This window comes from Ensifer sp. MJa1, from assembly GCF_037026475.1.
In the GTDB taxonomy this organism is placed as follows: Bacteria; Pseudomonadota; Alphaproteobacteria; order Rhizobiales; family Rhizobiaceae; genus Ensifer.
Window position 1 is genome coordinate 131,656 of sequence record NZ_JAKUMO010000003.1, and the last position, 19,139, is coordinate 150,794.

The 19,139-nt window shown below is 63.0% G+C and carries 12 protein-coding genes; 3 read left to right on the plus strand and 9 right to left on the minus strand.

Features of this window, described 5'->3' with window-relative positions; all coding sequences use genetic code 11:
• Positions 1 to 127: 127 nt before the first annotated feature.
• Entirely contained in the window at positions 128 to 1,420 is a 1,293-nt protein-coding gene (locus MKZ91_RS05755) for an MFS transporter (RefSeq protein ID WP_336168922.1), read from the plus strand.
• A 4-nt stretch (positions 1,421 to 1,424) separates the two neighbouring features.
• On the opposite strand, the gene MKZ91_RS05760 is transcribed toward MKZ91_RS05755, so the two are convergent.
• Positions 1,425 to 2,363 (minus strand): DMT family transporter, encoded by a 939-nt coding sequence (locus MKZ91_RS05760; protein WP_336168924.1) that lies wholly within the window; start codon positions 2,361 to 2,363, stop codon positions 1,425 to 1,427.
• Between the two features lie 427 nt (positions 2,364 to 2,790).
• On the opposite strand from MKZ91_RS05760, the gene pepN reads away from it, so the two are divergent.
• Both pepN and MKZ91_RS05770 read left to right on the plus strand, forming a co-directional pair.
• Positions 2,791 to 5,439 (plus strand): aminopeptidase N, encoded by a 2,649-nt coding sequence (gene pepN, locus MKZ91_RS05765; RefSeq protein WP_336168925.1) that lies wholly within the window; start codon positions 2,791 to 2,793, stop codon positions 5,437 to 5,439.
• Between the two features lie 184 nt (positions 5,440 to 5,623).
• A complete protein-coding gene (locus tag MKZ91_RS05770; protein ID WP_336168926.1) occupies positions 5,624 to 7,951 on the plus strand; it encodes a PAS domain-containing sensor histidine kinase in 2,328 nt (775 codons plus the stop codon).
• Positions 7,952 to 7,957: 6 nt separating this feature from the next.
• Here MKZ91_RS05770 and MKZ91_RS05775 read toward each other — a convergent pair whose 3' ends face one another.
• The 8 genes from MKZ91_RS05775 to ccmI all read right to left on the minus strand — a co-directional run bounded on the left by MKZ91_RS05775 (position 7,958) and on the right by ccmI (position 19,115).
• Positions 7,958 to 10,912: a bifunctional [glutamine synthetase] adenylyltransferase/[glutamine synthetase]-adenylyl-L-tyrosine phosphorylase gene (locus tag MKZ91_RS05775; RefSeq protein WP_336168928.1), complete on the minus strand. Its 2,955-nt coding sequence runs from the start codon at positions 10,910 to 10,912 to the stop codon at positions 7,958 to 7,960.
• A gap of 43 nt (positions 10,913 to 10,955) precedes the next feature.
• Positions 10,956 to 12,362, minus strand: coding sequence for a sensor histidine kinase (locus MKZ91_RS05780; RefSeq protein WP_336168931.1), 1,407 nt, complete (start codon positions 12,360 to 12,362; stop codon positions 10,956 to 10,958).
• Positions 12,359 to 13,057, minus strand: a complete 699-nt coding sequence (locus tag MKZ91_RS05785; protein ID WP_336168933.1) for a response regulator transcription factor — start codon at positions 13,055 to 13,057, stop codon at positions 12,359 to 12,361. Before MKZ91_RS05785 ends, MKZ91_RS05780 begins: the two co-directional genes overlap by 4 nt.
• A 144-nt stretch (positions 13,058 to 13,201) precedes the next feature.
• Positions 13,202 to 14,758, minus strand: a complete 1,557-nt coding sequence (locus MKZ91_RS05790; RefSeq protein WP_336168935.1) for a Do family serine endopeptidase — start codon at positions 14,756 to 14,758, stop codon at positions 13,202 to 13,204.
• Between the two features lie 334 nt (positions 14,759 to 15,092).
• Positions 15,093 to 15,548, minus strand: a complete 456-nt coding sequence (locus tag MKZ91_RS05795) for a cytochrome c-type biogenesis protein (protein WP_336168937.1) — start codon at positions 15,546 to 15,548, stop codon at positions 15,093 to 15,095.
• The gene (locus MKZ91_RS05800; protein WP_336168939.1) at positions 15,545 to 17,533 is read right to left on the minus strand and encodes a heme lyase CcmF/NrfE family subunit; all 1,989 of its coding nucleotides are present in this window, start codon (positions 17,531 to 17,533) and stop codon (positions 15,545 to 15,547) included. The genes MKZ91_RS05795 and MKZ91_RS05800 overlap by 4 nt, the downstream gene beginning before the upstream one ends.
• Positions 17,530 to 17,982: a cytochrome c maturation protein CcmE gene (gene ccmE / locus MKZ91_RS05805; protein WP_336168941.1), complete on the minus strand. Its 453-nt coding sequence runs from the start codon at positions 17,980 to 17,982 to the stop codon at positions 17,530 to 17,532. Before ccmE ends, MKZ91_RS05800 begins: the two co-directional genes overlap by 4 nt.
• Positions 17,979 to 19,115: a c-type cytochrome biogenesis protein CcmI gene (gene ccmI, locus MKZ91_RS05810; protein WP_336168943.1), complete on the minus strand. Its 1,137-nt coding sequence runs from the start codon at positions 19,113 to 19,115 to the stop codon at positions 17,979 to 17,981. The genes ccmE and ccmI overlap by 4 nt, the downstream gene beginning before the upstream one ends.
• Positions 19,116 to 19,139 lie beyond the last annotated feature (24 nt).

Below are 19,139 nucleotides of genomic sequence, written 5' to 3' on the forward strand. Positions count from 1 at the left end.
GTCGATAGAGCCACACTCGTCCCGACCTGGAGTGTCAGGCTCACCCGGCTCCCGCCAGAACGTTCCTCGCTCCAATTGTGCACCCGTCAACCGTGATTGACGGAACGCCACGTTTTCAGGAGCGCCGATGCTGGCCAGCCTCGCTTCCGTTCTCAGCCTGATGGTATCGACCCTGCTCATGATGGTCGCCTTCGGCCTTCAGAGCTATGTCATCCCGGTGCGCTCGGTCGCCGAGAACTGGTCGACGCTGACGGTCTCGGTGATCGCCACCGGCTATACCGTCGGCTTTACGCTCTCCTGCGTCATCACCCCGAAGTTCGTGCTGCGGGTCGGGCACGTGCGGGTCTTTACGGCGCTGATCACGTTGCTCTCGATCGCCATCCTGCTCTGCGGCCTCGTTGTCGACTGGCGCGCCTGGATCGCGTTTCGCGCCATCTCCGGTTTTGCCATCTCCGGCAGCTACCTCGTCATCGAAAGCTGGCTCAACGAGCGCGTCACCAACGAGAACCGCGGCCTCCTGTTTTCGCTCTACCTGATCACGACGATGGTCGGCACGATTGGCGGTCAGTACATGGTGCCGCTCGGCGATCCGACCAACACCTCGCTCTTCATGCTCTGCAGCGTGCTGTTCTCGCTTGCGCTTCTGCCGACGGCACTTTCCTCCTCGCCCATGCCGGCACCACCGGCGCAGGCGAAATTCGATATTCCCGCACTCTTCCGCCGCTCGCCGGTCGCCGTCGTCGGCGGCTTTCTTGCCGGCGCGCTCTCGGGCGCGTGGCTCAACCTCGGCGGTGTTTTCACCCAGAAGATCGGCCTGTCGACGGCTGAAGGCGCAACGCTGCTTGCCTCGCTCCTGACCGGCAGCGCCCTCTCGCAGATCCCGATTGGCCGCCTCTCCGACAAGATCGATCGTCGCATCGTCATGGTCGGCTGCGGCATCGTCGGCGTCGTCTCCTGCCTGTTGATGTCGGCTGCGATCGGCAGTCAGCCTGCCATTCTTTACGCCATCGCCGCGCTCGTCGGCTCGGTGCTATTCCCGATCTATGCGCTGAACGTGGCGCATGCGAACGACCTCGCCAAGCCGAATGAGTATGTCGAGACCTCGTCCGGCCTGATGATCACCTATGGTCTCGGCACGATTTCCGGCCCACTGATGGTCGGCCCGGTCATGGATCGTTTCGGCCCGGCGGCGCTGTTCCTGGTCCTTGCCGTCTATTTCGCCCTTTATGGCGGCTACGCCGCATGGCGCATTCTCCAGCGCGAGCAGCACAAGGGTCTGGTGGCCAAGACCGATTTCCAAGCAACGAGCGTCGTGCCGACGCCCGGCCCCGACGTAACCAGCCCGATGGGCCAGCAGAGTGTGCCGGAACCGTTGATCGACGACGACACGGTGCCCGCATGGGAAAAGCCCCGCCCTTAAGTATTCAGCCCTGCGGCGTCACATGCTTGCGCGCGCCCTTGCGCTCGAGCCCGAGGCGATGCTCCCGGAAGATGATGAAGATGCCGGCGCCGACGACGATCGCCGTGCCGAGCAGCATCGTTGCCGTCGGGATGTCGTCAAACAGGAAGTACCCGATGATCAGGCCGAGCACGATCGAGGTGTATTCGAAGGGCGCAATCGTCGACATGTCGGCATGACGATAGCTTTCGGTCAACAGGATCTGCGCCACACCGCCACAAAAGCCGGCGACCATCAGCAAGAGAAAGGCTTCGCGCGAGATCGACGGCCAGCCGAACGGCAGCGTCGCCAGCGAGAAGACCGAGGCCGACAGCGAGAAGTAAAGCACGATCGTGTGGGTTCTCTCGTTTTTGACCAGCTTGCGCACCAAAACCATCGCCACCGCCCCGAGCGCGGCGGAGACCAACACCGAGGCCGCACCGAGCGCCTCTAGCGAACCGAACCCGCCTTCGCGGAAAAGGGTCAGCCGCGGCCAGGTGATGATCATGACCCCGACCAGCCCGATTACGACGGCCGACCAACGATAGAGCCGCACCGTCTCGCCAAGGAAGATCGCGGCAAAGGCGACTGCGATCAGCGGCATGGCATAGCCGATGGCAATCGCCTCGGGCAGCGGCAGGTGAACCAGGCCGTAGAAGCCGAAGCTCATCGCCAGAATGCCGATGAAGCCACGGGCAATATGCCCACCGATATCCTTGGTCTTGAACGCATCGCGTAGCTTTCCGCGAAAAGCGAGATAACCGAGGATCGGCACCATGGCGAAGGCCGAGCGGTAGAAGGTGATCTGCCCCGTGGCGATCTCGCTTCCGGCCGCCTTGATCAAGGTCGACATGCAAACAAAAATCACGACGGAAAGGACCTTGAGCAGGATCCCCTTCATCGGGCTTTGAACTTCCGCATCCATCGCAGGCACTTTTCGAACAGTCTGCATCACCCTTGGCAGGCGCAGGCAGCTGGCTTGGGGAACTTGACGGAGGAACCCGTCGCAGGATGACCCCACCTTAGCGACGCTTGCCAAGAAAGTCGGATCAAACTTCGTGATGAAAGACGTTTTTTCTTGATCGGTTTCGGCGGCGTTCGGGGGAGGGTCAGGTTTTGTTTAGCTGAAGCGAAAAAAACCTTTCCAGTTTATGTCTTGTTAGTGCCACTTCGATACACCTCAATCCGATAAGGAGCGGGAAGATTATCGGACGCCATGTCTTTTCTGCCGGAAGTGCGGTCGCCGGCATCACAATCGCGTGGCAATATCCGGCTTTTCGCCCCTTGGCCTTTTCACCATCACAGGCGCCCACTACAAATTCTCCAGTAGAACGGCGCAAGCGGGACTGACCATGCGGACAAATACTGGCCAGATCATTCATCTGGAAGACTACCGGCCGACCGATTTCGTTCTGGAGAGAGTGGATCTGACCTTCGAGCTTGATCCGAAGGAGACCAAGGTCGAAGCCCGGTTGATCTTCCATCGTCGCGAAGGCGTCGACGCATCGGCACCGCTCGTTCTTGACGGCGACGAGTTGAAGATGACCGGGCTGCTGCTGGACCAGGAAGCGCTCGCACCGTCGCTCTACGACGTCGCCGACGACACTTTGACGATCCGCGGCCTGCCTGAAACAGCACCGTTTGAAATCACCATCACGACGCTGCTTTCGCCGGAAACCAATACCCAACTGATGGGCCTCTACCGCACCAACGGCATCTACTGCACCCAGTGCGAGGCCGAAGGCTTCCGCCGCATCACCTATTTCCCCGATCGCCCCGACGTTCTTGCCGTCTACACGGTCAACATCATTGCAGACAAAGCGTCCGCGCCACTGTTGCTGTCGAACGGCAACTTTCTCGGTGGCGCCGACATGGGCGACGGCCGGCACTTTGCCGCCTGGTTCGATCCGCATCCGAAGCCGAGCTATCTTTTCGCGCTCGTTGCCGGCGATCTCGGTGTCGTCGCGGACACCTTCACCACGATGTCCGGCCGCGACGTGGCGCTGAAGATCTACGTCGAGCACGGCAAGGAGGCCCGCGCCGCCTATGCCATGGATGCGCTGAAGCGTTCGATGAAGTGGGATGAGGAGGTCTTCGGTCGCGAATATGACCTCGACATCTTCATGATCGTCGCCGTCTCCGACTTCAACATGGGGGCGATGGAGAACAAGGGCCTCAACATTTTCAACGACAAATACGTGCTCGCCGATCCGGAAACGGCGACCGATGCCGACTACGCCAACATCGAGGCGATCATCGCACACGAGTATTTCCACAACTGGACCGGCAACCGCATCACCTGCCGCGACTGGTTCCAGCTGTGCCTGAAGGAAGGCCTCACGGTTTATCGCGACCACGAATTCTCCGCAGACATGCGCTCGCGCGCGGTCAAGCGTGTTGCCGAGGTCCGGCACCTGAAGTCGGAACAGTTTCCCGAGGACGCAGGTCCGCTTGCCCATCCGGTTCGCCCGACGAAATACCGCGAAATCAATAACTTCTACACGACCACCGTCTACGAAAAGGGCTCGGAAGTCACCCGGATGATCGCGACGATCCTTGGCCGCGATCTGTTCAAGACGGGCATGGATCTCTATTTCGACCGGCATGACGGCCAGGCCGTGACGATCGAGGATTTCGTTGCCTGCTTCGAAGAAGCAAGCGGCCGTGACCTTCGCCAGTTCGCGCTCTGGTACCATCAGGCCGGCACGCCGCTGGTCACCGCTTCCGGCGCCTATGACGCTGCAAAGCAGACCTTCACCCTGTCGCTCGAGCAGACCGTGCCGCCGACACCCGGACAGGGCGCAAAGGAAGCGATGCACATTCCGCTCAAGATGGGTCTCCTGCTTGAGGACGGCAGCGAAGCCGATCTTTCCGGCCTTACTGGCGCCGACATGACCGGCGACGTGCTGCACCTTACCGAGCGCAAGCAGACCATCGTCTTTTCGGGCATCCCGTCGCGACCGGTGCCGTCGTTCAACCGCGGCTTCTCCGCGCCGATCAACCTGCATATCGAGCAGAGCGCCGAGGACCTCGCCCTGATCGCTCACCACGAAAGCGATCTCTTCGCCCGCTGGCAGGCACTCAATGCCATAGCACTGACCAACCTGGTGGAAGCGACAGCAACTGTGCGCGCCGGCAAAAAGGCCACCTGCGACCAGGCGCTGATCAACGGCTTGATCCGCGCAGCCGCCGACAACAGTCTCGAGCCGGCCTTCCGTTCGCAGGCGCTGGCGCTGCCGAGCGAATCCGACATCGCCCGCGAAATCGGCACCAACAACGACCCGGACGCCATTCACGCCGCACGCCAGCAGATCCTGTCTGCCATTGCCGTGGCCGGCCGCGACACATTCCTGCGCTTGGCTGACGAGTTGGTCTCCACCGGGGCCTTCAGCCCGGATGCCGCAAGCGCCGGACGACGGGCACTGCGCAACAGCGCCCTCACCTATCTGGTCCACGGCGACGATGGACCGCAGCGCGCAGCGGCCGCCTTTGCCGCAGCCAACAACATGACTGATCTCAGCCACGCGCTGGCGCTGCTCGCCCATCGTTTCCCGGATGCGGCCGAGACCGCGGACGCACTTGCAACGTTCCGCAAGCGTTTCGCCGACAACGCGCTGGTGATCGACAAGTGGTTCGCCGTGCAGGCGACGATCCCCGGCGCCGGCACGCTCGATCGGGTCAAGGCGCTGATGACGGAGCCGCTTTTCAACGGCAACAATCCGAACCGCGTGCGTTCCTTGGTCGGCACCTATGCATTCGCCAATCCGACCGGCTTCAACCGCGCCGACGGCGAAGGTTACCGCTTCCTCGCGCGCCAGATTCTCGACATCGACCCGCGCAATCCGCAACTCGCCGCCCGCATCCTCACCTCGATGCGCTCCTGGCGTTCGCTCGAGGACAAGCGCGCTGGTCACGCCCGCAAGGCGCTGAAGGAAATTGCAGGCGCGTCAAAGCTTTCCGCCGATGTCGGCGACATCGTCGAGCGCATGCTGAAGGCCTGATCGCCCTTAGTTCACGCGGCTTTTTCGATAGGCCGGGCTGCACAAGCAGCCCGGCCTATCATTTTCCAACGATAAGAAATGGTTAAGAAATCTTTACCAACGCCACTGGACAAGGCGAATCGCCCTGTGATTCATTGAGTCAGATTCGGGCGAGCGGCGCGGCGAATCATCAGAGGGTTTCGGATTGGGAAAGATGGCGGACGCGCGACGAGCGAGCGCAGCCGACGGGCGGTTGCGACTCAAGCTTCCGGGCCTTTCAGGCCTGGAGCAGGAGTTCATCTCGCAGGCGAAGATCTTCGCCGAGCCGGCGTCGCGGCGTCTCGCGAGTGCTGAACCTATTCTCAAGCGTTCAATCCCGATCCTCATCATAGCCTTCCTGATCATCGTGGCGGTCTCGCGCATGTCCAGCATCATGGGCGAGCATGCGCGCATGGAAGACAACGCCCGTCAGACCGTCGGGCTCGCAGCCGCAACCGCCGTCGCCGCCTTCCAGGCGGATGGCGCAGCGCTGTTTGCAGAGGGTCGGCGCATGGACGCCGAACAGCGGTTCAGCCAATATCTGCCCACCGGCATGCTCGATCGCGGCACCTTCGTGCTTGCCGTGCGCAAGGACGGGCGGATCTTCGCCAGCACGCCGGAAGGTGCAGCGCTGATCGGCCGGACCCTTGCCGCGGTCGCGCCGGACATTGCGACGCTGCAGTATTACGGCGAGCGTTCCAGCATCATGAAAACGCCGATCGGCGGCATCGCCCATATCGTCGCGCTCGCGCAACTACCCGACGCAGCCGGGGTGGTGCTGGCGGCAACGCCACTTACCCAGCTCGAAACCACCTGGCGCGACGAGGTCTCGCTCAACGTGACGCTCTTTGCCGGCATTTCGGCGATCCTGCTGATGGTGCTTTACGCCTACTACATCCAGGCCAAGCGCGCCCGCGATGCCGACTCGGTCTTTGCCGAATCCAACCTGCGCGTCGAAACAGCGCTGTCGCGCGGCCGCTGCGGCCTCTGGGACTTCGACCTCGCAAACCGGCGGCTGTTCTGGTCGCGCTCGATGTACGAAATGCTCGGCATGCCCGGCGAAAGCAGCGTGCTCTCCTTCGGCGACGCGGCACGGCTGATGCACCCCGATGACCGCGGCATCTATGGCGTAGCGCGAACCATCGCCCGCGGCGACGCCCGACAGATCGACCAGGTGTTCCGCATGCGGCATGCGGATGGCCATTATGTGTGGCTGCGCGCTCGCGCGGAAATCATCCGGACGGTTTCAGGCCGGGCGCATCTGATCGGCATCGCCATGGATGTGACCGAACAGCACCGGCTGGCACAGCGCTATGCCGAAGCCGACCAGCGCCTTGCCGACGCCATCGAGTGTACGTCGGAAGCCTTCGTGCTGTGGGACAAACATGACCGTCTGGTCATGTGCAACGCCCACTTCCAGCAAGCCTACAAGCTGCCGGACCACGTGCTTGTTCCAGGGACCGAACGCATCGCCGTCCATGCCGCAGCGGTCCGTCCGGTGGTGGAACGGCGCATCGCCGACCCGGATCGCAGCAACCAGTCGCAGACGAGCGAGGTGCAGCTTGCCGACGAGCGCTGGCTGCAGATCAACGAGCGGCGCACACGCGACGGCGGTCTCGTTTCCGTCGGCACCGACATCACGCTTCTCAAGCGCCACCAGGTGCGCCTGCGTGAGTCCGAGCGGCGGCTGATGGCAACGATCGGCGACCTCTCGGCTTCGCGCATGACGCTGGAGCGGCAGAAGACCGAGCTTTCGGTCGCCAACTCCAATTACCAGGCGGAGAAGGAGCGTGCCGAGGCGGCCAACCGTGCCAAGTCTGAGTTCCTGGCCAACATGTCGCATGAGCTCAGGACCCCGCTCAACGCCATCCTCGGCTTCTCGGAAATCCTGCAGAACCAGATGTTCGGACCGCTCGGCTCGGAGAAGTACAACGAGTACTCGCGTGACATTCACGAGAGCGGCAAGCATCTCCTCAACGTCATCAACGACATCCTCGATATGTCGAAGATCGAGGCCGGGCACATGCGCATCAGCCGCGAGACGATCGATCTTGCGCCGCTGATCGAGGAGACGCTGCGCTTTACCACCATTCCGGCCGAGCAGAAGAGCATCCACGTGGTGCAGCAGATCTCGTCGGGCCTGACGATGGTCGCCGATCGCCGCGCCATGAAGCAGGTGCTGCTCAACCTGCTTTCGAACGCCGTCAAGTTTACCAATGAAGGCGGGCGCATTTCGCTCCGAGCCCGCAAGGTCACCGGTGCTGTGACCCTGACGATCGCCGACTCCGGCATCGGCATCCCGCGCGACGCGCTGCAAAAGATCGGCCAGCCCTTCGAACAGGTGCAGAGCCAATATGCCAAGAGCAAGGGCGGATCCGGGCTGGGCCTGGCGATTTCGCGCTCGCTCACCCGCCTTCACGGCGGCAGCATGAAGATCCACTCGACCGAAAACGTCGGCACCATCATTTCGGTGCGTATTCCCGATCGGGCCTGACAACAGTCAGGCCGAGATCACCGCCTGGAAGACACGCCGCACCGCCTTGGACAGCCGGCGGATATCCACCTCCAAGCTCTTCAGGTCCGGGTAATCCCCTGCCCGGCAGACGAGATCGATGAGGCCCGCAGGCGCATCCTTCGGCTCGAACTCGCCCTCGATGCACAGGCGCACGATCTGCGAGAGTTCGGTAAAGAGATGGAGCGCCTCCATGGCGACATCGAGATCGTTCGGGTTCATCAAGGCACTGCCCAGCATCTTCAGCGCTTCGGCAGTATTGGTGCCGGCCGCGAGCGGCTGAACGCCCTTCGCGGGGGCGACGAGTGCCAGATACTGCGTGATGAACTCGATATCGACGAGCCCGCCCGGAATAAGCTTGAAGTCCCAGATGTCGCTCGGCGGCTTCTCGCTGTCGATCATCTCGCGCATCGAGATCACGTCAGCACTGATCTTGGCGACCTCACGCTTGCGCCCGAGGATCTCGGCGAAGATCGCTTTGGCCTCACCGATCAGCCGGTCGTCGCCACAGATGCAGCGCGCCCGTGTCAGCGCCAGGTGTTCCCAGGTCCAGGCTTCTTCGCGCTGGTACTTGGCAAAGGCGTTGATCCTGGTCGCGACCGGACCCTTGTTGCCGGACGGCCGAAGCCGCATGTCGACTTCATAGAGGACACCCTCGGCGGTCGGTGCTGAAAGAGCGGCGATCAGGCGCTGGGTCACCCGGGTGAAGTAACGTGTCGGGTCAAGCGGCTTGGCGCCGTCGGACTCAGTTGCCGCCTCGTCGTAGTCATAGAGCAGAATGAGATCCACGTCGGAGCCGGCGGTCAGTTCGTGGCTGCCGAGCTTGCCCATGCCGACGACAGCGATACGGCCACCGGGGAAGTCGCCATGGGCGGAACGGACCTCTTCCTGCACCGCCTTGACCGCGGCCGCGATGATGAGGTCGGCAAGGTCGGTAAAGGCGCGGCCGGCTTGAGCGCCGGAGATGGCACCAGTCAACAGCCGGATGCCGATCAAAAACCGTTGCTCGGCGGCAATGATGCGCAGGCGGTCGAGCACGTCCTCATAGTGACGGGCGCCCCCGACGAAGTTGGCGATGCGAGGCGCCAGATACTCTCGGGTCGGCAGTTCGGCGAGCAGGCCGGGATCGAGCATGCCGTCGAAGACATGCGGACGCGCCGCGATGATTTCGGCCAGCCGTGGGGCCGACGACATGACGTTGACGATCAGTGACAGCAGGCCTGGATTGTTGCCCAGCAGCGAGAAGAGCTGGATGCCGGCCGGCAGGCCGGAGATGAAATTGTCGAACCGCAAGAGCGCCTCGTCGGCCCGTCGGCTTTCGCCAAAGACCCGCAGCAGCTCCGGGGTCAGCTCGGTCAAGCGTTCCCGCGCCTCGACAGACTGCGTCGCGCGATAGCGGCCGTAATGCCAGGTCCGGATCGTGTGGGAGATATCCGATGGCCGCTGGAACCCGAGTTTTTTCAACGTCTCCAGCGTATCTGGGTCATCGCGCTGGCCGGTAAAGACCAGGTTGCCGGTCTCGCTCGAGAGCTTGGCTTCCTGCTCGAAGAGCTGGGCGTAACGGCGCTCCACCGTCTTCAGCACGCGCGACAAGGCCTTCGAGAACGCAGCCGTATCCTCGAAGCCGAGCATGTAGGCGATGCGCTTCAGCTCCCCCTCGGTCTCCGGCAGCACGTGGGTCTGCTCGTCGCGCACCATCTGGATCCGGTGTTCGACGTCGCGCAGGAACCAATAGGCTTCGATGAGCTCGTCAGCCGTCTCTTCGTCGATCCAGCCGGCTTTGACCAGCGCCCGCAGCATCGGCTCAGTGGCGCGCTGGCGCAGCTCCGGCATGCGGCCGCCGGCGATCAGTTGCTGCGTCTGCACGAAGAACTCGATCTCGCGGATACCGCCGCGGCCGAGCTTGATGTTGTGTCCCTTGACCGCGATTTCGCCATGGCCCTTGTGCGCATGGATCTGGCGCTTGATCGAGTGGATGTCGGCGATCGCCGCATAGTCGAGATACTTGCGAAAGACGAAGGGGGTCAGCTCCTTCAGAAACTGCTCGCCCGCTTCGATATCGCCGGCGACCGGTCGCGCCTTGATGAAGGCGGCTCGCTCCCAGTTTTGTCCCCTGCTCTCGTAGTAGAGCATGGCCGCCTCGACCGGGATTGCGAGCGGCGTCGAGCCCGGATCCGGTCGCAGCCTGAGATCGGTACGGAAGACGTAGCCGTCGCCGCTGCGCTCCTGCAGGATGCGGATCAGCCGGCGCAAGAGGCGACCGAAGGTCTCGGACGCGTCGTCACGCTCAACGATGATGCCCGACTGCGGATCGTAGAAGACGACGAGATCGATGTCGGAGGAATAGTTGAGCTCGAAGGCGCCGAGCTTGCCCATGCCAAGCACGACGACACCGGAACCGGCGCTGGGGCATGAGACGTCCTTGACGACGAGCTTTCCGCTCTCATGGGCGCTCAAGAGCAGATGGTCGATCGTCGCCGAGACGGCGGCCCCGGCAAATTCGCTGAGCCAGCGCGTTGTTTCGCGACCATCGAACCGGCGGGAGAGATCGGCAAGCGCCACCGCGAAGGAGAGCTCGCGCTTGGCCCTTCTCAGCCGCGCCATGATCTCCGCGTCGGTCAAGGCCGCACCCGCTCCGCTCGGGCGCCAGGCCTCGCGCGCGCGCCGCACCCGTTCCGTCAGGAACACGGTCAGGTCGGTCGACAACAGCTCTTCGAGAATGGCCGGCTGGCTGCCGCCGGTGTCACGCAGGAAGGGCGAAAGCGCGAAGGCCGAAACGACAAAGGTCTTGAACGGGGTTTCGGAGCCAAGCAGCCTTGCGACCTTGTCGTGGCCCTTGGCCATGTCCTTCAGCACCGCGAGCGCAGCCTTGGCATCGGTCTGGCTTGCCGGCCGGATCGGCACCGTCTCGATCGCCCAGCACTGCTGCACCTGTTCCTGCATGCCACCTCCCTCGAGCCGCTCTCGTTCTCCGGGAACCGGTCTATCAGGTTGCGGCCACCGGGAAAACCATTTGCACCGTCAGCCCCTTGCCGCCCACTTCAGCTGTTGGCGCGGTGTCGGCAAGACGCAGCGATCCGTGGTGCATTTCCATGACCGCCTCGACCAGTGAAAGGCCAAGGCCAGTCCCGGGCTTGGAGCGGCTCTCGTCCAGACGGACAAAACGCTTGACCACCTCGTCGCGCATTGCTTCGGGTATGCCCGACCCATGATCGGCAACCGACAGCAGCACGCGTGCGTCTCGTTTTTCCAGGGTGACCTTTATTAGCGGATTGTCGGCACCATCGGCGTATTTGATGGCATTGTCGATCAGGTTGCCGAGCGCCTGGCCGACCAGCTCCCGGTTGCCCGAAATCGTGATGTTCTGGCTGACATCGGCTTCCAGCCTGAGGCCAACGTCTTCCGCAACCGGCTCGTAGAGCTCGACGCAATCGCCGACGATCTGCGAGAGGTCGATATCGCTCATCTCGGCCGCTGAAGACCCCGCCTCGACGCGGGAAATCATCAGGAGCGCGTTGAAGGTGCGGATCAGTTGGTCGGACTCGCCGATGATCTCCTCAAGGGCGCCACGCTGGCTGGTACCCTTGCGCGCAAGCGCGGCCTCCGCCTTGTTGCGCAGCCGCGTCAGCGGCGTCTTCAGGTCGTGGGCTATGTTGTCGGAGACCTGGCGCAGCCCTTCGTTCAGCTTCTCGATGCGGCCGAGCATGGCGTTCAGCGATTCTGAAAGCCGGTCGAACTCGTCGCCCGAGCCGCTCATCGGCAGGCGCTGCGAAAGATCGCCAGCCATGATCTTGGTGCTCGCCTCCGACATGCGGTCGATGCGCTTCAGGGCATTTCGACCGATGCCGAACCAGATGACGAGTGCGCCGAGGCCCATGACGCCGAGTGCCACCATCAGCGCCTGCCGCACCAGGGCGCGGAACTTCTGCGGCTCCTGCAGGTCACGGCCGACAAGAATGCGCAGGCCATTGTCGAGCACCAGCACATGGGCGAGCGCGACATGGCTGTCCTTCTTCGTCTCGTCCGTATAGCGTTGATAGACAAAGGGGCGTTCGGTCCAGCCTTCGCTGTCGAGCAGCCCCGGCTCGAGGCTTGCGACGTTGCCGGCCAGGATCTCGCCGCTCGGACCGGCAATCACATAGAGATTGGCGCCCGGCTGGCGTGCCCGCCGTTCGAGCGAGCGCAGGAGACCGTTCATGCCGGCACGGTTATAGACCTCTTCGATCTGCGTAACCTCGGCGGTAACGGCGTCACGGGTCTGCTGCTGCAGCAGCCGTTCCGACATGCCGGTCACATAGAAGACGAGAAAGGCCGCACAGAGCGAAAAGAGGACCAGATAAAGGGCGGAAAGCCGAACCGCAGTCGTTCTGAACAGAACGCGAAGCTTGCTCATGCGGGCGCCCGGTCATCCTTGATCATGTAGCCGGCGCCGCGCACGGTGCGCAGCAGCGGTACATCGAAATCCTTCTCGATCTTCGAACGAAGGCGCGAGACATGCACGTCGATCACATTGGTCTGCGGGTCGAAGTGGTAGTCCCAGACGTTTTCGAGCAGCATGGTGCGGGTCACCACCTGGCCGGCATTCTTCATGAGATATTCGAGCAGGCGGAATTCACGCGGCTGCAAGGGGATCTCCTTGCCTTGGCGACGCACCGAATGCGACAGGCGGTCAAGCTCGAGATCACCGACACGATAGACCATGTCCTGTTCAAGCGTTCCCTTGCGGCGGCCAAGCACTTCGACACGAGCGAGCAGCTCATTGAAGGCATAGGGTTTCGGCAGATAGTCGTCGCCGCCGGCGCGCAGGCCGGTGACGCGGTCATCCACCTGGCCGAGCGCCGAGAGGATCAGCACCGGCGTGTGGACGTCCTTGCGCCTGAGTTCGGTGATGACCGACAGGCCGTCCCGACGCGGCAGCATGCGGTCGACCACCAGCACGTCATAGCTGTTCTCGCTGGCCATGAAGAGGCCGCTCTCGCCGTCGCTGGCGTGGTCGGACACGATGCCGGCCTCGCGGAAGGCCTTCGCCAGATAGGCTGCCGCCTCGAGATCGTCTTCAATGATGAGAATCTTCATACGCGCGACCATAGTCCCGGACCCCTATCTGTCTCAACCGGTTTCGACTTACCCGGCAACCGGCCCAACAATCGGATTGGCCGGAGCTCCAAACGGCGAGCGCCGCGAAATCGCATCGAAATCGCGGCGCTCCGGTCATTTAACTGCCTACCGCGATCAGCCCTGATCGATCGGAAGGGCCACGAAGCGGCTGCCGTTTTCGGCCTCGATCTGGAAGAGCGCCTTGCTGCGGCCGTCCTTCTTGGCGGCGGTGATGACCTTCAGGATGTCATCGGCGGACTTCACTTCCTGATTGTTGACGGAGACGATCTTCTCGCCCGTCTTCAGCCCGCGGTCGCCGGCGTCGGAGTCTTCTTCCACCGAAGCGATGGTGACGCCCTTGCCATCATCGGACGGCACGACGGTGACGCCGAGATCGGCAAGCGCCTGCTCGCTCGAGGGCTGCGCCTCGTCGGTCTGGCTGTCCTGGCTCTTGGCGGCGTCCTTGTCGTCTTTCGGCAGAGCCCCGATCTCGAGCTTGACAGTTTCGGACTTGCCGTTGCGCCAGAGAGCCACATCGACCGTGGTACCAGGGCGGATGGCGGCAACCTTGCGGGCGAGGTCACGCGGATCCTTGACGGTATCGCCATTCAGAGCGGTGACGACGTCGCCCTTCTTGATGCCCGCCTTTTCGCCCGGCGAACCGGCCTGCGGTTCGACGACCAGGGCACCGCTTGCCTCCGACAGGCCGAGCGATTCGGCGATGTCCTTGGTGACCGGCTGGATCTGAACGCCCAGCCAGCCACGAGAGACCGAGCCGTCCTTGATGAGGTCGGTGACGACATCCTTGGCGACCGCTGCGGGGATCGCGAAGGCGATACCGACATTGCCGCCCGACGGCGAGAAGATCGCGGTGTTGATGCCGACGACTTCACCGGAGAGGTTGAAGGTCGGACCACCGGAATTGCCACGGTTCACGGCCGCGTCGACCTGCAGGTAATCGTCATAGGGGCCGGAGCCGATGTCACGGCCGCGGGCCGAGATGATGCCAGAGGTCACGGTGCCGCCGAGGCCGAACGGATTGCCGACCGCAACCACCCAGTCGCCGACGCGGACCTTGCTGTCGTCAGCCCAACTGACATAGGTGAACTTGCGCTTGTCGTCGACCTTCAGAACGGCGAGGTCGGTGCGGCTGTCCTTGCCGATCAGCTTGGCATCGAGCTCCGTGCCGTCGTTGAGGATCACGGTGAAGGCCGAGCCGTCGGAGACGACGTGGTTGTTGGTCACCAGGTAGCCGTCTTCGGAGATGAAGAAGCCGGATCCCTGCGAGGTCGGACGCAGGCGGCCTTCGCCGTGGGGACCACGACGGCCGGGACCGCGTTCGGCGCGGTCATCGCCGCGCGGGCCGAACTCCCTGAAGAAGCGCTTCAGCGGGTGATCGTCCGGCAGATCGTCGAAACCGCGGCCGTTGAAATCGAAGGTGAAGTTGTTGCCTTCCTCGGAAACCGGATTGACGCGCGACTGGACACGGACCGAGACGACGGCGGGCGAAACCGCCTCTACGACATTGGCAAAGCTCGGCACCGACGGCGCCTCCACTTTGACCGCTTCCGCAAAGGACTGCGAGATGGTTGCCGGCAGACCCGAGGTCAGCATGACGGCAGCAAGACCCGCAACGGTCGAGGTCTTCAGAACGGTCTTGAGCGAGGGACGTAGGGATTTGGTCGTAAACATCCGTTTTGCCTTTTCTCTTCCTTGATGCCGTCGGGGACGGCACCGAAACCTGGTTGCGAGACCCGCCGCAGGGAAGGCGGGCTCGTTTGACTGACTGGAGGAACAGCCGATGACGAAAGATGTAACGGATGGGACCTTACTGAGTTCTGTCCGGAAGATGAATTTTTGGTAATGTTTGCGGGCGGGGAAACCGAGCCGTGTTCAGGTCCGTTCCAAACGGTGTGCCGACCCAAATGGGTTCCGCTCCAACGGGAGCGATCTCCAGCAATTTCAGGATGTTGCCCTGCAAAGGAGCGGGAAGCGACGATCGCCATCGCTTCGTTTGCGGAAGCGGTCAGCGCTGAAGCAGCTTCTTCAGCTTTTCCTTCTCGTCCTCGGAAAGCGGCGTTCCCTTGGCCTGGCTGGCACGCCTACGGGACGCAATGACGAGGGTGACGGCGCCGATCAGCAAGAGAGCTGCCGGCATGCCCCAAAGGATCAGCGTCTTCGTCTCGAAGCGCGGCTTCAACAGCACGAATTCGCCGTAACGTGACACGACATAGTCGATGACGGCTTTGTCGCTGTCGCCGTTTACCAGCCGCTCGCGCACCAACACCCGCAGGTCCTTGGCAAGCTCTGCATTGGAATCGTCGATCGACTGGTTCTGGCAGACCATGCAGCGCAGTTCTGCCGAGATCGCTCGCGCCCGCGCTTCCAGCGCCGGATCGGCAAGCACCTCGTCGGGCGTGACTGCAAAAGCCGAACCGACGGGCGCGATAAACAGGAGGAGTGCGAGCAGCAACCGGGTCATTCCGCAGCCCCCATCGGTACAGCCTTTGGCCGTTTGGCCCGCGCCGGAGCACCGACACGCAGGCGACGATCGCTGAGCGAAACGAAGCCACCGGCCATCATGAAGAGCGTTCCACCCCAGATGCACAAGATCATCGGCTTCCACCAGATGCGAACGACAATGCCGCCTTCGCTGATCTGGTCCCCGAGCGATACGTAGAGCTGGCTGAGGCCAAAGGTCCGGATGCCAGCCTCCGTCGTCGGCATCCGGCGCGCCTGGTAGAGGCGCTTGGACGACCACGCCTCGCTGACGGCAACGCCGCCGCGGCTGATGGTGAAGTGCCCGGATTCCTCCGAATAGTTCGGCCCGCTGCCATTGCGCATGCCGTCGAAGCGCAGCGTGTAACCACCGGCGTCCACGGTCATGCCGGGTTTCATCTCGACCACCGTCTCGGTCTCGAAGGCGGAGACGGCGACGATACCGATCATCGTCACGCCGAGACCGATATGGGCAAGCGCCGTACCGAAAGCGGAACGCGGCAGGCCGGAGAAGCGCTTCCAGGCCACATTGCCCGCGACCTTGCCGAACCCCGAGCGCAGGGCCAGATCGGTCAGCGAACCTGCAATCAGGTAGACGCCAAGGGCGATGCCGAAAACCGCAAGCACCGGGCCGCCATTCATCGCGTAGTAATAGGCGGCGCCGAAGACGAGACCGATCGCGACCGACGTGAAGAGCCGTTGGGACACGCCGGCCAGATCGCCACGCTTCCAGGCAAGCAGCGGGCCAAAGGGCACCGCAAACAGCAGCGGCAGCATCAACAGGCCAAAGGTCATGTTGAAGAACGGCGGGCCGACGGAGATCTTGTCGCCGGTCAAGGCTTCGAGCACCAGCGGATAAAGCGTTCCGGTCAAAACCGTTGCGGTTGCTGTCGTCAGGATGAGGTTGTTGAAGACCAGCGCACCCTCTCGCGAGATCGGCGCGAAGATGCCGCCGGCCTTCAGGTGTGAGACGCGCAGGGCGAACAGGGAAAACGCGCCGCCGATGAAGAAGACGAGGATGGCAAGGATGAAGATGCCGCGCGTCGGATCGGTGGCAAAGGCGTGCACGGAGGTCAGCACGCCTGAGCGAACCAGGAAGGTGCCAAGCAGCGACAGCGAGAAGGTCATGATCGCCAGAAGCACGGTCCAGATCTTCAGCGCCTCGCGTTTCTCCATGACGAGCGCCGAATGCAGCAGCGCCGTGCCTGCAAGCCAGGGCATGAAGGAAGCGTTTTCGACCGGGTCCCAGAACCACCAGCCACCCCAGCCGAGCTCGTAATAGGCCCAGTAGGAGCCCATGGAGATGCCAGCGGTGAGGAAGGTCCAGGCGGCCAGCGTCCAGGGACGCACCCAGCGCGCCCAGGCGGCGTCGATGCGGCCCTCGATCAGGGCTGCAATCGCGAAGGAGAAGCAGACGGAGAAACCGACATAACCGAGATAGAGCAGCGGCGGATGGATGGCGAGGCCGACATCCTGCAGGATCGGGTTCAGGTCCTTGCCTTCGCCCGGAGCCGGCATCAGGCGCGCAAACGGGTTGGAGGTCAGAAGGATGAAGAGGGCGAAGGCTGCGGCAATCCAGGCCTGGACGGCAAGCACATTCGCCTTCAGCGTTTCCGGCAGATTGCGACCGAAGGCGGCAACCAGCGCTGAAAAGAAGGTCAGAATCAGCAGCCAGAGCAGCATCGAGCCTTCATGGTTCCCCCAGACGCCGGAGATCTTGTAGATCAGCGGCTTCAAGGAATGGGAGTTTTCCCAGACATTGCGGACAGAGAAGTCCGAGGTCACATAGGCGAAGGTGAGGACTGCAAAGGCGAAAGCAACGAGCAGGAAGCAGGCAACCGCGGCGCTCGACGCCAGCTCCATCAGTCCACGATCGTTCAGTCGCGCCCCGAGGATCGGCAGGGCGGCCTGGATGACCGCAGTCGCCAGCGCCAGAACCAACGCATAATGGCCAAGCTCGATGATCATCGGATGGTTTCCTTCCCGCTGAGCTCTACACCCTGCGCCTTCAGGCGGTCCGCAACATCCTTGGGCATATAAGTCTCGTCATGCTTGGCAAGCACCGAGTCCGCGACAAACACCGAGCTCCCGGCGACGAAGGTCCCTTCCGTCACGACGCCCTGCCCTTCCCGGAAGAGGTCGGGCAGAATGCCCGTATAGGTGACCGGCACCCCGCTCAACGTGTCGGTGACGGTGAAGGTAACCGTCTTGCCGTCACCGCGCTTGACCGATCCCGTCTCAACCACGCCGCCGAGGCGAATGCGGGTGCCGGGGGCCAGGTTGGCCTTGGCGAGATCGCTCGGCACGTAGAAATAGGCGATCGCCTGGCTGAATGCGAACATCACGAGAAAGGCGGCAAGGACGAGAAAGCCGACACCGCCGCCGATAATGGCCAATCTTTTTTGTTTGCGAGTCACTGCGTTTCTCCGTCGGTCGCAATCCCGAGTTCACGCGCGAGCGCGAGCAGCTGCTTGCCGCCATCGCCATCGGCCGGGAAGGCCTTCAGCCCTTCCTTTAATGCCACTGCCGCCTTGTCTCGTTGATCGAGGACAACATGGGAACGGATCAGCCGTGCCCATCCTTCAAGATTATCAGGATTTTCCTTCAGCCGGCTTTCAAGACTTTCGACCATGCCGCGGATCATCTCCTGGCGGTCGCCGGCACTCATGCTCTCGGCCGCAGCGACATCCTCAGCACTGGGATTGCCCGGCGCACCGCCGGCACTCGCTCCTGTGAGTTCGGCGACGTGCTGCCTGACGAGCGGCAACCACGGAGCATCGGCAGACGAAATCGCAATCAGCCTGTCGAAGGCCGCCAGCGCCTCGTCCTTCTTGCCCTCCTGCTTGAGCCCGAGCGCAAGGTAGAATTCGGAACGCGGATCATTGGGGTCAAGCGCCAGCGCCTTCTTGAGCGCCGTTTGCGCCTCCGTCGTCACCAGGCCGTCGGACCGCGTCACCAGCGCCTCGGCATAGCCGCCAAGCCGCGCCGCGGTCGGCCCGAGCAGGCGGATGGCTCGATCATAGGCGTCGACCGCATCATCGACGCGGCCGTTGCGCATGTAGATCGGCGCGAGCAGGTCCCAGCCGGCGCCGTCGTTCGGGTTCAGCGCCAAGTGGTTCTCAGCCTTGGCGATCAGGATGTTGATGTCGGTGCCCGGGTCGGCAAGGCGCGCGGCGAGCGGCTGCGCCTGCATGCCCGGACTCCCCGTCAGCATGTAAAGACAGAGCCCAATGGCAGGAAGACAGAGAAGCACGAAGGCCTGGGCCCAGCGGTTCATTCCGCGTCGAGGGACGGTGACTGCCGGACCGTTTCTATCAATCTCGCCAGCCGCCAGGAGCCGTCGCGCCACTTCCGCGCGCGCAAGCTCGGCGTCGTCGCCGTTGATCAGGCCGCTGTCCTGGTCGCGTTTGATTTCATCGAGCTGGTCGCGATAAACCTCGATGTCATGACTATGGGGAGACGATGGAGGCTCGCCTGCCCGCATCAGCGGGAGGATGAGCACGACGGCAACGGCCGCCGTCAGCGTGGCGACAAGGATCCAGAACAACATGGACGCTCAATACTATGGCCCCCA